Source organism: Ohessyouella blattaphilus (assembly GCF_024721265.1).
Lineage (GTDB): Bacteria > Bacillota > Clostridia > Lachnospirales > Lachnospiraceae > Aequitasia > Aequitasia blattaphilus_A.
This window is the reverse complement of record NZ_JAMXOC010000019.1, coordinates 1-14,802: the sequence shown is the minus strand read 5'-3', so window position 1 is coordinate 14,802 and position 14,802 is coordinate 1. Positions and strand designations below refer to the sequence as shown.

Annotated in this window: 15 protein-coding genes and 1 tRNA gene; 3 read left to right on the top strand and 13 right to left on the bottom strand. The window is 37.4% G+C overall.

All coding sequences use genetic code 11. From position 1 onward, the window contains the following. The first annotated feature begins 443 nt into the window (after window positions 1-443). The 3 genes from NHH16_RS15730 (at window position 444) to NHH16_RS11550 (ending at window position 2,814) form a co-directional block, all read left to right on the top strand. Window positions 444-992: a type II toxin-antitoxin system PemK/MazF family toxin gene (locus NHH16_RS15730; RefSeq protein ID WP_275982212.1), complete on the top strand. Its 549-nt coding sequence runs from the start codon at window positions 444-446 to the stop codon at window positions 990-992. Window positions 993-1,097: 105 nt separating this feature from the next. Next, window positions 1,098-1,301 carry a helix-turn-helix domain-containing protein gene (locus NHH16_RS11555; protein ID WP_262069762.1) on the top strand — a complete coding sequence of 68 codons (204 nt, stop codon included), beginning with the start codon at window positions 1,098-1,100 and terminating at the stop codon, window positions 1,299-1,301. A gap of 1 nt (window position 1,302) precedes the next feature. Next, the gene (locus tag NHH16_RS11550; protein ID WP_262069761.1) at window positions 1,303-2,814 is read left to right on the top strand and encodes a tyrosine-type recombinase/integrase; all 1,512 of its coding nucleotides are present in this window, start codon (window positions 1,303-1,305) and stop codon (window positions 2,812-2,814) included. A 185-nt stretch (window positions 2,815-2,999) separates the two neighbouring features. Here NHH16_RS11550 and NHH16_RS11545 read toward each other — a convergent pair. The 13 genes from NHH16_RS11545 to NHH16_RS11485 all read right to left on the bottom strand — a co-directional run bounded on the left by NHH16_RS11545 (window position 3,000) and on the right by NHH16_RS11485 (window position 14,745). Beyond that, window positions 3,000-3,075, bottom strand: a tRNA-Arg gene (locus NHH16_RS11545). Window positions 3,076-3,431: 356 nt separating this feature from the next. Next, a complete protein-coding gene (locus NHH16_RS11540) occupies window positions 3,432-4,391 on the bottom strand; it encodes an ORF6N domain-containing protein (RefSeq protein ID WP_262069760.1) in 960 nt (319 codons plus the stop codon). Between the two features lie 60 nt (window positions 4,392-4,451). Further along, a complete protein-coding gene (locus NHH16_RS11535) occupies window positions 4,452-6,020 on the bottom strand; it encodes an Eco57I restriction-modification methylase domain-containing protein (protein ID WP_262069759.1) in 1,569 nt (522 codons plus the stop codon). 12 nt (window positions 6,021-6,032) lie between these two features. Then, on the bottom strand, window positions 6,033-6,701 hold the full coding sequence (locus NHH16_RS11530) for an HNH endonuclease (RefSeq protein ID WP_262069758.1): 669 nt from the start codon (window positions 6,699-6,701) through the stop codon (window positions 6,033-6,035). Continuing rightward, on the bottom strand, window positions 6,691-7,314 hold the full coding sequence (locus NHH16_RS11525) for a hypothetical protein (RefSeq protein WP_262069757.1): 624 nt from the start codon (window positions 7,312-7,314) through the stop codon (window positions 6,691-6,693). The genes NHH16_RS11530 and NHH16_RS11525 overlap by 11 nt, the downstream gene beginning before the upstream one ends. Next, entirely contained in the window at window positions 7,314-9,455 is a 2,142-nt protein-coding gene (locus NHH16_RS11520) for a sensor histidine kinase (RefSeq protein WP_262069756.1), read from the bottom strand. Before NHH16_RS11520 ends, NHH16_RS11525 begins: the two co-directional genes overlap by 1 nt. A 134-nt stretch (window positions 9,456-9,589) precedes the next feature. Further along, on the bottom strand, window positions 9,590-10,972 hold the full coding sequence (locus NHH16_RS11515) for a tyrosine-type recombinase/integrase (protein WP_262069755.1): 1,383 nt from the start codon (window positions 10,970-10,972) through the stop codon (window positions 9,590-9,592). A 5-nt stretch (window positions 10,973-10,977) separates the two neighbouring features. Next, on the bottom strand, window positions 10,978-11,400 hold the full coding sequence (locus NHH16_RS11510) for a helix-turn-helix domain-containing protein (protein ID WP_262069754.1): 423 nt from the start codon (window positions 11,398-11,400) through the stop codon (window positions 10,978-10,980). A 48-nt stretch (window positions 11,401-11,448) separates the two neighbouring features. Next, the gene (locus tag NHH16_RS11505) at window positions 11,449-11,676 is read right to left on the bottom strand and encodes a helix-turn-helix domain-containing protein (protein ID WP_262069753.1); all 228 of its coding nucleotides are present in this window, start codon (window positions 11,674-11,676) and stop codon (window positions 11,449-11,451) included. Between the two features lie 119 nt (window positions 11,677-11,795). Beyond that, a complete protein-coding gene (locus tag NHH16_RS11500; RefSeq protein WP_262069752.1) occupies window positions 11,796-12,020 on the bottom strand; it encodes a helix-turn-helix domain-containing protein in 225 nt (74 codons plus the stop codon). A gap of 646 nt (window positions 12,021-12,666) precedes the next feature. After that, entirely contained in the window at window positions 12,667-12,828 is a 162-nt protein-coding gene (locus NHH16_RS11495; RefSeq protein WP_262069751.1) for a hypothetical protein, read from the bottom strand. A gap of 393 nt (window positions 12,829-13,221) precedes the next feature. Next, the gene (locus tag NHH16_RS11490) at window positions 13,222-14,427 is read right to left on the bottom strand and encodes a tyrosine-type recombinase/integrase (protein ID WP_262069750.1); all 1,206 of its coding nucleotides are present in this window, start codon (window positions 14,425-14,427) and stop codon (window positions 13,222-13,224) included. Window positions 14,428-14,478: 51 nt separating this feature from the next. Next, window positions 14,479-14,745 carry a helix-turn-helix domain-containing protein gene (locus tag NHH16_RS11485; protein WP_465223425.1) on the bottom strand — a complete coding sequence of 89 codons (267 nt, stop codon included), beginning with the start codon at window positions 14,743-14,745 and terminating at the stop codon, window positions 14,479-14,481. Window positions 14,746-14,802: the final 57 nt, after the last annotated feature.

The following is a 14,802-nucleotide window of genomic DNA, read 5'->3' as shown; positions in this document are numbered from 1 at the left end:
TTTATCTTTTACCCCTCTCCCGCTCCTTGATAACTTCATACTCATGCATTAGATACATTCTCCCGGATATCGTGATGAGCGATAGCCACATTAGCGGGTACGCCATGACCTATTCAAGCGATAATTGCCCGGCTATAAGTTACGGTTGCTACCGTATGGCCAAGACCCATCCGGGAGGATAATGATACTCCCGTCTAGTCACAGCCCCATTAAGAAATGGGAACACACAATGAAGGCGGCCTCTGGCGAACCTAGGGGAGGTAGAATTCCTGTGGAGTCAGCTCGCAACTGACCGTCTGATGTATCCGCCTATCCGGAAGTTGGGAACAAATAGATAGCTACAACTAAATATTGAAACCTTACCACCGGGCATGGCTCGAGTCGCGATAACCTCCTTCTCCAGCTATGTCCAGTTTTACATCAATGAAAATGGAGGAACTTTAATGAATTCGAAAAATATTAAACGCGGAGATATCCTCTTCGCCAACCTAAATCCTGTAATCGGGAGTGAGCAAGGCGGCATGCGTCCGGTCCTTGTTATTCAAAATAATATCCAAAATCGTAATAGTCCGACTGTCATCGTAGCGGCGATTACCAGTAAAAAGAAACCCGCGCTTAATACCCACGTCAGCTTAAAAGATTGCTCTTTCCTGACTTCAACTTCTATTGTTATGCTGGAGCAACTTCGCACCATCGATAAAAGCCGTTTAAAGGAATATCTCGGCTCGTTGGACGAAACACTCATGCGTCGTGTAAACGTCGCTCTAATGAAGAGTACGGCACTTACAAAGCACAAACAAAAGCCCGTTATTGCTAAAAGTGATCCCGGGATGGAGTTAACCCTTTGTAATGCTTGTGCTAGTGCCTTTTATTATTCACCGGAGCACTTTATTAAGAGAGTGGATCCGGCTCAGTATATTAAGGAGCATTGTTGCATCTGCAATACCCGTACCGGTTACGATTTTATCATCTTTAAGAAGTCAATCTTCTAACCTTATAATTCGCACAATTGTCCTGATTTTTCTTTTCCCGTATACTTCTCGTACCCGGGTAAATAAGAAAGGTTGGGACTTTTGTATTAAATGAAAGGAATACTTATGTCAAATACAAATATTAGTCCTACCAAAGAACAAAAAATATATTCTGCTGAAGAAATCAGCAAGATACTTCATATCAGTATGGGCAAGACTTATGAGTTATGTAATAGCGGTCAATTTCGTGTTATTCGTATTGGCAGAATTATCCGCGTCTCAAAAGAGTCCTTTGACCACTGGCTGAACCATCAAGAAGGAGGAATTTAATATGGCTTCAATTATTAAACGCGGCAACACCTATGCCGTTGTCTATTATGAGGGTCACGGTGATAAGAAGAAACAACGCTGGGAATCCGGACTCTCCTATTCCGCTGCCCAAATACGTAAGGCAGAATTAGAATACGAAACTGCCAAAGGAATTCACGTCGAATACGACGATAGAACTATTGCCGGTTTCCTTAGTGAATTTGTCGAAACCTACGGCAGAAAAAAATGGGGTGCCGCTACTTATTCCAGCAATATCGGCATGATGAATAATTACATTCTCCCTCATCTTGGCGAGATTGAAATTCAGAAACTAACAACTAAGCAGGTCGACGAATATTATAACTTCCTAGAATACGACGCTGAACCTGTTGCCAATCTAGGTACGCCCAAACGTAAACGCGTCTCGGCAAGTGTAATTCGCGATATCCATAAGTTTATGCGCTGTGCCTTTAATCAGGCCCTTAGATGGGAACTAATCATGAAAAATCCTTTTGTAAATGCCAACGTCCCTGAGTACAAGCCAAAGGTTCGGGATATATTAACACCAGCCCAGATTATGAATTTGTTGGAGTTTACTGATCGACCAAATTGCTATGAATTATACACTCTCCACTGCGCCATTAACCTTTCCTTTGCTTGTTGTATGCGAAGCGGCGAAATCACTGGCTCCCAGTGGGAACGCTTTGACTTACAAGGACAGAGCCTTTATATAGACCGCGTGCTAGATCGCATCGACCGAAAGTGTCGCAGTCTGTCAAAAATGACTATTCATTACGAATATCCGCTCCTTTATCCCGCAGCCAGAACGGTTATTGTCCTAAAGCAACCCAAAACCGAAGGCAGTATCAGACAGGTCTATACTCCGAGCACGGTTACGGATAAGCTGCGGACTTTAAAGCATCTGCAAGACCAACTTAAGGCAACCCTTGGAGATGAAGAGTATTTTGACACCGGTCTTATTATCTGTCAGCCTAATGGTAGGCCGATGGTTTCTGAGACTTTGAATAAACTTTTTAAACGTACTTTAAGAGAGATGAATGATCCGAATATTGACCCGGATAGCATTGTCTTTCATAGTATCCGGCATACTTCGGCCACCGTCAAACTTAAAATATCTAAGGGTAATCTAAAAGCCGTTCAAGGAGATGGCGGCTGGGCTGGGCCGGAAATGATAACAAAACGTTATGCTCACATTCTTGACGAGGATAGGATTCGACTTGCTCAGCAAATGGATGCTGAATTCTATGGTAAGCCAGCGCCACCTGCTTATGAGCCACCGCTTGTCGAGCCACCATTTGTTGAGACAGAAACCGTAGAAGTGCAATTTAAACCTCTTATCGAAAATATGGTGCCGGCCTTTAAAGCTGAGACGCCAACGGTAATGCCATCTCTACCGACGGAAGAAGATATAATTGATGTGGAGCCAGACGATCTGGAAGATGACAAGGCAAAGCTCCTGCAATTGTTAAAGAAGAACCCCGATTTAATTGATGAACTTTTCAAATCTCGTTAAGTCAGAAGCGGACGTAGACTACTTCTAACCCACTTATTAGCTGATTAGCAAATCGGGGAACTCGCGAAAAGCTATTAGCAAAATCCATTTTTTATTAGCAAATCTTCATTTTTTCAGAAAATATTATTAGCAAAAAAGATGACAAGTGCCAAGCGTAAAATTAACGCTTGGCACTACTGCTTTCCCGTCCCTGAGAGGATTCGAACCTCCGCTAGACGCGCCTTAGGAGGGCACCGCTCTATCCAGCTGAGCTACAGGGACATCTATATCAAATTGTAAGTAATTGGTAATGTTATTAGCAAAGTGGTAACAAGTTCCATCTGCTTAGGAGGCGAATGCTCTATCCACTGAGCTACGGAGACATCTATTAAAATTTTTACTTGTAACCATTTCCCTTTTTCCCTCAGGGTTATGTTAGAACACAGCCTTAGGAGACGGTTCAGGCGGTAACCATATATCAGCGTAAAACACAGCTGAACGCCGTAATATTCTAGCTTTTTTCAGGCTTTAAACATTACCATAAACCGTCGTTTTCCGGCTAACATTACCCGTTATAACCGGCTAGTTTTAGCCGAAGATTAGCGAGTATGATGAAAAAAGTGTTAGTTAGCATTAAATCATTCTAGTCCTGCTTCCGATTCCAGTCGTTGTAATATACTCTTAATAATTTCGTCATCTTGAATGCGATTAATACCAAAACACTTTTTTCCTGCATCCTTTAAGGAAGCCCCCACGTGATAGGCTTTTTCTCGGTCTATAATTAAGAAACGATCATGGAACACTTTTGTGTATTTCACTTCTAATACTGGATACTGTGCATTGAAATTCTCCACATCCGATTCAGTAAGTCTTGTACGCTCCTGTGTATAAATTACCACGGATACATTCTCTTTTTTCTTTGAAACAAGGTTCAATGTTCCTACATCGACATATCCGTCTATTAGCATGATTTCCCTTTTTGCCTTTTGTATCAAGCTAACTATCAAACTAAACGCATCGTAAATCTGTCCATCAAAAAATACTTTTTGACTTGCTTCTTCATGATCGGATATATACTCAAATACCTGCTTCAATTTTTCATCAGTCTTCTTCTGGAATTCCAACTGTTTTAGCTCTACATTACTGATGCGCTCGAAGAGTAGAGCATTATTTGCTATGAAGCTCCGCATCTCCACAAAAGTTCTCATAATACCAACACTTACATTTACTGCAACTTCGCTGTGAAGTACACTGGCAAGCATTGAAATACCCTGTTCCGTAAAAACATAAGGTAATGTTCTTCGTCCGCCATATCCTCTATCTTTCGTACTTGAAATTCCAGATTGGCATTTCAAGTTCTCGTATTCTTCCGCTGTAAGTTGAAATCTGAAATCCTCTGGAAATCTCTGCACATTTCTTTTAACTGCCCTATTTAATGCTCCCGTTTCAACTTGATACAGAACAGCCAAATCACTGTCTACCATCACTTGTTTGTCCCGAATAACACATATCAATCTTTCAATTCTAGGTTGCACAACTTCTATGCTAGATATTTCTTCATTTTTTTGTGACAAAACGTCCTTTTCATTTCTTTCCATCTCATCCTCCTGAACTTGAAATGCCAAATTGGCATTTCAAGTATTGTATATCTAGTATCATTATTTCCTTCTATTTATCAATTTCCTTCTTATATTGTCTATAACGCTTATTTCTTCTTCTAATAAGTCTTGACAAATTGTTTTTTTATTAACAAACCTGATAATTTCATCCAATGGCCTTTCATCATGAAACATCCTTCCTAAAATATCAACATCCTCTGCCGAAATTTTTCTGTATGGCACTGCAATTGATCTGAATTCCGTTGGTGTCAATTCGGAAACTCCACCTGCATAATATCTTCCAGCAAATTCACATTGAGCGAGAGATAGCGAATTATAAAAACAGAATACCAAGCTACTCGCTTCAACATCGTCATTTAACTGAAGATTATACGCAATATCGGTTGTATGAATCATATCTGGGTTTATGGATATTCTCGGGCAAGTATCATAGCGCTTGAAGAAAATCACACTACCACTTCTAACTACCGGGATCGCATACCATGGAGTCCGTCTTGAACATTTGAAACTTTCTTTAATTTTTATTTCTCCTCTTTTAACCTCTCCAGTCTCATCTAAATATCTCTTAAGCGACTCCGGCAATTCATCCTCAACAATACCCGCTAGATTTAGCATATATACTTTTTTACCATCCAGCGCCAATTGGTTCACTAATTCTTGGTTAGCTACAAGTCTATTTCTTACCATCATGCCTTTTGAGATAATCGGTATAACATAATCTCGGCACTCATATTGTTCCACTTCCTCATTTGTAAGAATAAATTTATTATTTGCGGCCGTCACTATGCCTGGCGCACTCGTTGCCATTTCGCCGATGCTCCTATAACGATCAGTGATATTATTCATTATGTCAATGTCCCTATCTGATAACACCGCATTTGACCACTTCTTTAAAGGTTTATTCCTTTCAATTCTCGACTCATAAATAGGCACTATAGCGTCCAATTTCTCATATTGTTTATATGCAATGTATGGAAGTTCTTCCTGTTCGTTTGTTAAATAGACCAGGCATGCCTCTTGCTCTATTTTAGGAAACATTCTCTCTGTAAAGGTAATTATGTGTATTGTATTGAACTTATTTTCAAGAAATTCTCTAAGAATCTCTGCATATTGTACCTGCAAAAATTCTGTTGGTAATACAAAAAAAATAACACCATTTGCTTCAATGATTTTAATTGATGCCAGCACAAACGCAACCCATGAGTTTTGAAGCAATTTTTTAGGAAGCCCAAATCCTTCACAGATCGACCTTCCCAAATTTAAAAAGGATTTATCCATATTTTTTATACTAATGTATGGCGGATTTCCCAATATGACTTGATAGTTTTTCGCACCTCTATTAACATATTCTAAATAATCTGATTCTATAATTGTAACTTTATCCGGATATCCTTTGTTCCTTAATTCCTCTACTTTTTTCTTGTCTAATTCAACACCTACAACCTCATTGACTGTAACATTATTTGAAATTCTCTCAATAAAGCGACCATCTCCCACACTCGGCTCAAGAACTCGTTGCGATAGCTTATTTCGCTCTAATAGATATTCGTACATAAAATCAACAGTCTCATAAGGGGTATAATAGGACCCAGAAAGCTTATCTTCCATACTTTTTAATCCTCAATTTCCACCCTGTTTTATAAAGGTACCGTTTTTCTTTTCTTGTAGTTTACTTTTAATCTCCTGTAATCGTCTTGCAAAATCTTCGTCCTTTTCTTTAACGTCTTGAATAAAATCATCTACCTCTAATAGCAAATAGTCTAAACGACGAAATTCGCTACCAAATAACAATTCATCATAGAATTTACTTACAAACTCATCATCTGTGAACTTACTGCTCTTTTTAATATAAAAATTCTGTTCTCTGTAGAACACCTTGCTAATCGAGTTGTCATCTGGATTCAATTTATTTACATACGAATCCTTTATATGCAGGCTTCCTTTTCCTCTATTGCATGAATAGCAAGAAAAAGATAAATTCCCGATTTTACCCGCTTCAGCTCGACCCGCAGTATCTTTAGTATATGCCGATTCACATATAAAATGATCAATTTCAAATAACCTTCCATCCGTAAATTTTAGAGATGTGCCACAATAAGCACACTTGTAATTATAAATCTTTGCAAACATATCGAAATATTTTTTATCTTTATTCTTAATCTGATTGTATATAATTTTAGTTCGCCTATGTTCTTTAATCACTAAATCCTTTAGCTTCTCTTTTTTATCTTTTATGCCTTCAAGAGATGGACATTTATCCGCATTTCTATAATCTGAATTAGTATGCACAGCTTTCTTTCAACTCCTTAAAGCTTAATATTAATTGATCGATATCTTCCTTTGTCATTTCGTCATACGAATCATTTCCTTGTAATGATTGCAGAATCTTATCAACAAGAGCTTTTTCAACATCTTTACTTTTCTTTAAATCTTCTGCTAAGGCCTCAAATTCAATAACTTCTCTGATTGCTCCATCAAGTATACTGTCAAGGTTATTTTTATAATACTCATCTGTATCTTCACCATTTCTACCTGCAAATTTATGAATAATGTTATCGCCGTTAAGATGTTGATCTTGAGTGATAATAATCACTTCAACAAAAGGAAACAACTTCCTCAAAATAACTTTAAATTGCTTACCCGAAAATTTCCCTGAGCCTGCTGTTTGTTCCTCAAAAAGATGGTTATCAATTAGTATTACATTTGCTGAGCGCACATCGGTATCTTGAAGCAAGCATTCATAACCTAGGTTGCCTATAAACTTTACTTCTTTGTATATTTTCGTCACATGCTCCGCTCCACTCGGACTGTCTAACTTAGCATTGCAATATACTTCATCAAGATATGCTGTTAGAATTTCATCTGGCTTGTCATCAATATATACAATTTTTATCTCTGCCATTATAGTTTGTCTCCCAATTCAAGGTATATTTTGAAACCATCTATACCATCAATATTTTTAATTGTTCCACCAGTCATTTGTACGGTATTATTTACAATCCACATCCCAAGCCCATGTCCTTTTTTTCTAGAAGTTTCATGCACTGCTAAAATTCTCATTGGATCATGGATAAATTTTGGGGGTAACCCTTGACCATTGTCAGAATAAGTAACATCCAAATAATCACCTTTCTTATCAATGAATATTTTAATATCAATCTTATTTTGATGTTCATTTTGTTGTATACTGTTAAGAATTAAATTGTCAAAAATTACCGGAAAAATATCCTCTGCCGTTTCAAAGCGAAGGTCTTCATCAATCTTAAGATCTATATTTAAACTAGCATAATCTCTTACCCAATTAGACTTAATCACTTTCATGATATCTGAAATACTAAGATCCTTTGTAGCAAATTTTTGCTTTTCTACTTCATCAAGCATTGTATCCATAAAAACTAATATTTTCTCGCTTATTGATCGATTTCTCTCTAACAATTGCGGCACGTTCTTATGACTTTTTTCCGTGTACTCTAGTGAATTTAGCTCCTCCCAGAAATCATATTCTTTAAGTGCCTTAACAATATAATTATAGTTTACACTTACGCTGTTTCTATCATTTTGCAACTCATGTGCAATGGATGTCGCCTTAAGGCCTGATGTAGCTAGAACATTCAAGATACGAACATCATATCTGTATCTTTCTTCTGTAGTTCTTTTTTCTTCTCTATTGGTCTTTGATTCTTTTTCGATAGTAGAAAGTTCTATAGCTAAGGATTTCACATCTTCTGGAGATAAATCTTTAACCTTGCTCGGAGTCTTAATTATGTCCTGAATAATCGCTGGTTTAGGCGCTTTCGAAATATTATTTTTTTTATTGATATTCCTAATAATATCTTGTCTATATCTCTCAAATATAGCGACTCCAACATCAATAATCTTTACAAATAAAACAAAGAACTCATTCTCATCTAGACCTTGTCTATTTGACAAGTCTTTTAAATTTGCATTGTTTTTTTTATCTATATTAACCATACCCGATATCTGGTTTTCCCTTACCCGCCAGGCACCAGATGGATGAGTAGCTGCTGCCGGAGACTTTCTAGAACGTTTTCCAAATCCTAGCCAATCTTTTTTTCCATCATATGAAGACAGACTAAATGCATTACGATAAAGTACGACTCCTTTATCATATCTCTTATTTAACTTATCGTATTTATACAAAAAACTTTCGTAATCCTTGGTCGTAGAGGATTTTAAAGAGAAGAACAAGTTTGCATTAAAATCTCCTACTCTCTCCAAAAATTCTTTTAACTCCTTCTTGCTAAAATCTATTTCTCTGTCATCATATAATTCTTCTACACAGTTTACAGTTTTCTTATATAACCGCAAATCTATATCTTTACAATACTTTTCTGCTTCCTGTCTAAATTCATCACTAATAACAAGACACTCTAAAGTATTACTTTCACTTTTATAAATAAGTTTGATGTCTGTAACAAAATTCTTTCCCAATTGAGGTTTTTCATAGTAATGTGATACATTATAAATATTGGTTTCAGAGACAATCTCTATTGCCATCTTATCGTCTTTATACGTTACAGATAAGTAATCTACTAGCTTAGCAATTCCTGTTTCTGTCCAACGATCTCTTAACATTGAAATCTCAATATAAGTCCCATAAAAGTCTTCCTCGCTTGCGTCAGATAAGGTGCTTTCATTCCAGTCTGTTTCCCACCTTAATGGCTGTGAATGTCTTTTTCGACTTTTCACAACAACATATGCTCCTAAACGAGCCAGCGCAAAACGTCCAATTCCTTTGGAGCCTGCAAGAATACGCTCATCACCAATTTGACTTTCTTTATATCCCTTATTGCTTTTACCCACATGCATCCAATTATTTTTAATAATTTCTCGGTCCATACCTATACCGTCATCTTGAATAACTATCATAAGAGGTTTAATTGTGACAGTTACTTTTCTTGCATGTGCATCATAAGCATTTTTAACTAATTCTAAGATGGCAGATTCTTTATTTGTAAAGTTCTCGACGCCTAAAAGCTCAGCAATAGTACTATCCTCGACAATATAATTCAATCTTTCCATAATCTCTCTCCAATCCAAGTTACTCCCCTCTATTATAAGGTATTGCTGGTCTATTCGCAAATGCAATGAATAGCTATAGAAAACTAATAATAAAAACAGGACCTGTCAACAAACAAGCCCTGCCACAATTTTCTCTATAAACTCTTCGCCAATGTCTTCAATAAAGATGCCATCTCAGGATTTGCCAACAATTTTGTTAGCAACTCCTTATCCTCGTCACTCGCTACCGGAAGCTCTAATGATTCTTTTTTCTCTGGAATTATTTTCTCGCCTGGTTTTGAATAGAACGTTTCTTCCAAGCGCTGGGCATTAATTCGCCGATCATCATCAATGATATGAGAATAAACATCTGCTACCATCTTTAACTGAGCATGCCCTGAATCCCCTTGTACCGATTTCATATCTCCGCCATTAAGCTTCAACTTATAAGTAACACTGGAATGCCGAAGACTGTGAAATACAACTTTGGGCAAATTGTTGTCCCTAATTAGCTTACTAAACGCTCTGTTAATAATCTGTCCTTCAATGGGTCTGCCCGTCGGATTACAAAACACCATGCTATAGTCCGTATATTCCTCACCAAAAAAATCCTTTAATTCTTCAATCTCTTGCTTTTTATTCACCAACATTGCCGCAACCGTCTTTGGTAAGAAAACTTTCCTAACGCTAGTCCTTGTCTTTGGCTTCTTAAGCACTAATACTGTATGCTTGCTTGACAAAACCGCCGGGAATATTCTTATAACATCCTTATTGTTTAATAGCTGCATTGACTCCTTTGTTACCCGCTGTAATTCCTTTTCAATAAATATACTCGCGGTGCCACTATTTATACTTTCCTCAGATATATCAACACAGTCCCAAGTAAGTCCTAAAAGTTCTCCCATTCTAAGTGTTCCCGCAAAGGTTAAATGCAATGCCAATGCTAATAGGTCATCATCGCATAATTCCAGCGCTTTAAATAATATGTCTGATGTCCATATTTCTCTTTTTTTCGCTTCATGTTTTGGTATTGTTGCATTAAGAACCGGATTACGCGTCATCATCTCCCACTTCACAGCCTGATTAAATGCATTGCGAAGTAACTTGTGAATTTCTTGCACTCTTCTTGCATTTAGATATTCGTTCTTTGGGGTTTGATAAGGTCTGGGAACCGCCTTTACTGTCAATAAATCCCGATAATACTTATCCATTAGCCTAGGTGTTATATCGTCCAATTTCAAATCCCCTATTAACGGGTTTATGTAATTATCTATAAGTCCCTTCCTTGAATCATAAGTAGAGAGTGCCCAAGTATTTACTCCGTAAATAGAAACATATTCCTCAAGCAGTTCTTTTAATGTTTTTGCTGACGGAACAATAAAATCTCCTGTACTAAGCTGATACTCTACCTGTGCTTTTCTTTTTTTTGCATCAGCATTAGTTGCAAAGCTCTCCCATTTTTGTCGTTTTACACCATTTTCGTCTGTAACTGTATAAACGACGGCATATTTACTTTTTCTTTTAACTATCGATGCCATTTAAGTCACCTACCTTTTTTATAATGGCTCTGGTTCTTGTACCACTTCTCGAAGCTCTTAATATCAATGCGCAATTTGCTATTGATACGCTCAGTTTTAAATGGCTCCTTTTTTAGCAGATCATACAATGTTGATGTCGTAATGCCTATCAAGTCAGCCGTTTCTTGAACTGACATATTAATATTTTCCCATCTTGCTCCTGGTGGCTCACCACAGACTTTTTTATAATGAAATTGTCCCGCGTACCATTCTTCAAAGCTATCAATCATTACTCGCATTTTCCCTGCCACTACGACGGTTTTAAAATATTTTTTTTGCACCAGCCAATATGAATCTGTCTTCCCTAATCCTAAAAGGCGGCGCATCTCCGTTATTGACATGCTTGTCTTCCTTTTTAGGGTATAAGGTATTTCTGTATGTATATCCATACCCACCTCCTACTATTAAATATCATTACTTTCCAACTACACATCAACCTAATCGCTCCCCTCTAGCCAACTATCAAAGCTTCGTTTTGCAATTCGGATATGCCGCCCAACCTTAATGCTGTGAAATAGATTTTGCTTAATCAAGCTGTATGCAGTTGGCTGACTAATACCTAAAATATCCTGAATCTCATCAACTGTATACGTACGTTTTTCGTACATTGGCATTACTTGCGCGTCTTTTTGAGCGTTCAATTTCTTAATTATTTCATCATACACAAGCTTTACCTCCTTCTATTTTTTTGCTAGCGCTTAGCATGATTGCATTGTAGAAAAAGAGTTGAAAAAACACAAAGGTGCAAATCCGAGTATTTTCTTAGATTTGCACCCTTGACAATTTATTCTTGTCCTTCTAGCCATTGATCAAAGCTTTTTTTGGAAATCCTGATATGTCGACCAACCTTAACGCTATGGAACAATTTTTGCTTTATTAGAATATAAGCTGTAGTTTGGCTAATACCCAAGATGTCTTGTATCTCATCAACCGTATAAGTGCGTTTTACATAGCTTGAATTTTGTGCCTCGATTTCCTTATTTATTTCACTAATTTTCTCTTCAAACATTTACAAATCCTCCTTTTTATTTCCCCTTTTAGTGTCCTTAGCAACAAACTCATACTCATAACCCTAACGAACATTGCCGTAAGCACAAGTATCTTTTAAATCATCAAGATATGCCCTGCTTAAATAAGCAGCCAACTCTAAATATAATTTCGAATACAGACCTTTATAAATAAAGGTGATATCTGTTCGTTTTAATGTGAATTCCATGGGCTTTCAATTTTTCTATCTGTTCATCGAAAGTTAGCGGTTTTTTCAACTCCATAAACACTTCGCCTTAACGTAAAAAAGCTGAGCACAAGACTCAGCCTGGTCCCCAACGTCATATTGACTTCGGGCAACTCTGTTACATATAGTGTATGTTATTTTTTGAAAAAACTCAACCTTTTTTGAACTTTCACAAACTTTACATATGTACGTTCGAAATAGAAATTAAACACCACTAGGTAAAATCAAGTTTTGCTATCCTCTCCTTTCCGCTCCCACAAATATGTAAGCACAGACACGGGAAAACAAACTCTAAATGAAACTGGTAGCAGCGCTTTTCCTACATTTTCAATTAACAACTCTGCTATAGTTACTCCTTCGGGTCTACAATCAACCACTTGCCGCTTCAACAGGATCCCTGTCTTTGAATTTTTCCACGCTTCTACAAATTAGACATGAGCCTCTTTATTGTCGCCAGCGCCCCCATCTTCTCTTTCATTTCTTTCTGAGTGATTGCTGGATTTTTATCTGTCAGTCTCATTGGTCTCATTTTGGTATCACTGATACCTTTCGCGCCAGAAGTGGTTTGCCAGAACATATTCACCCGGAAATCTCCATCAAACTCAAGAAAACTCCGGTTCCAGAAGCCCGTATTCTTTGCATTGTTGTAATAATGACTTTATATTAATTCATCCAATATTCAATTTCAGGTCAATTTCGGGTCAATCACCCAACCTATTCTTGATAAAATATAACACAATATAACACAAATTCCATTTTAGGAATCTCCATTTTAAGCGCTGTAACACGCTATAACACTAGGTAAAATCAAATTTTGCGTTTCTCATTCCTTTAGATAACTATAAACAGTAACCCTGTGAACCCTTGTGTTTACGGGGTTTTCTGTTGTCTACACATTCTGCAAAACCCATCTGGGGCAACTTTGGGGCACCCTCTTTTTTCCGGTTATGCACTATCCATTTATAAATATTCATTTTTAGCCGATTCCCAGGTACAATGCTTCTAGCTTTTGCATCTCGATTATTGCTTTCTCTTCAGTAACATGTGTGTACAAATCTAAAGTTATCGAGATTGAAAAGTGCCCTAGATACCCCTGTACCGTCTTTGCATCAATCCCTGCTTCAAAACACCGAGTAGCAAAAGTATGTCTTAGCGCATGGGGATAAAAATGCGGGATTGCTACATAAGGTATCCCTTCCTTTTCTGCAAATGCTTTCCTCGATCTGTTAATCGATTTTTCTGCCGTATTAAGGGTATTGCGAATAATACAATTCGCTACCGGCTTTCCAGAACGTGTAAGAAACACCAGATTCTCAAATCCCTTCACATGCTCCCAATGACTTGCGCTCATTTGCATTTCCCGAATACGCACGTATTGCTTTTTTAACACTTCATAAGAAGCATCTAGCATAGGAATCGTTCTCGTACTATTTTTTGTCTTTGGTTCTTGAAAGGCAAAGTAATACTTTCCTGTTTCCAAACTTTTTATCTGTACTAAGGTTTTTGTAACGTGAATCTTACGGTTTTCAAAATCAATGTTATCCCAGGTAAGACCACACATTTCACCGCAACGCATACCTGTATTTAAGGCCAGAATAATCAGATTCTCATACATACGCCCTTTAACATGCTCCAATACTTCTAGCTGTTCTTTTACCGTCAATACCCGAATATCCTTTTCTTTGGTCTTTGGCAGTTCCACTCCATCGCAGGGATTATATACAATAATCCGATTGTGCAGAGCATACCGAAAAATCGCTCTCATCAAATCAAAGACTTCGCCAATGGTCGATGTACTATACTCCTTATCTGCCATGTCTTGCAATAGGCTCTCAATGAGAATGGGACTAAAATCGACTATTCGCTTTCTACCAAACCGTGGCTTAATATACCAGGAATAAAAGTTATGATAGCGGACTCTCGTTCTCTCCTTTATCGTTCGTTTCTTATGTATGTTAAGCCACAAATCAAACCACTCATCCATCAAGCTTTTCTTTGTACTCTCTTTTAAACCTCGACGTACATGGTAGCGGAGCTCATCGAGCGCAACTATCAAATCTTCTAGATTTTCATTCTGTACACTGTATGAATCACCATTGTATTTAAATCTGCCTCTATAGATACCATTTGGTCGCTGCATTACACCAGCTGGCAACTTTTTTCCATTCAAATCCTTACCCATAAAATCTTCTCCTTTCTACTGGTAAGGATTGCTTAATTTGATTTGTCTTCATTATACCGCCTCCTTCTTGGTGACTGCAATGATGTCAGCTCTATTCGACAAATCTTTTCCCTCATTTAAAGCTATAAATCGATCTAATGTTTCTACACGAATTAAAATCTTTCTTCCTATGTATATAACCGGCATGGCTTCCCATTCCAATAATTTTCTTAAAGCATTTCTACCAATACCGGTATACTCCGCCGCCTCATGCACGGTTAACGAGACTTTAATGTTTCTCTCCATAAACTCCTTTTTTATTTCTGTACATGTATTCAATGAGATCCCCCCTATCTAATTGACCATATAAATAGGACATTCTCTTTTGACGGAGAA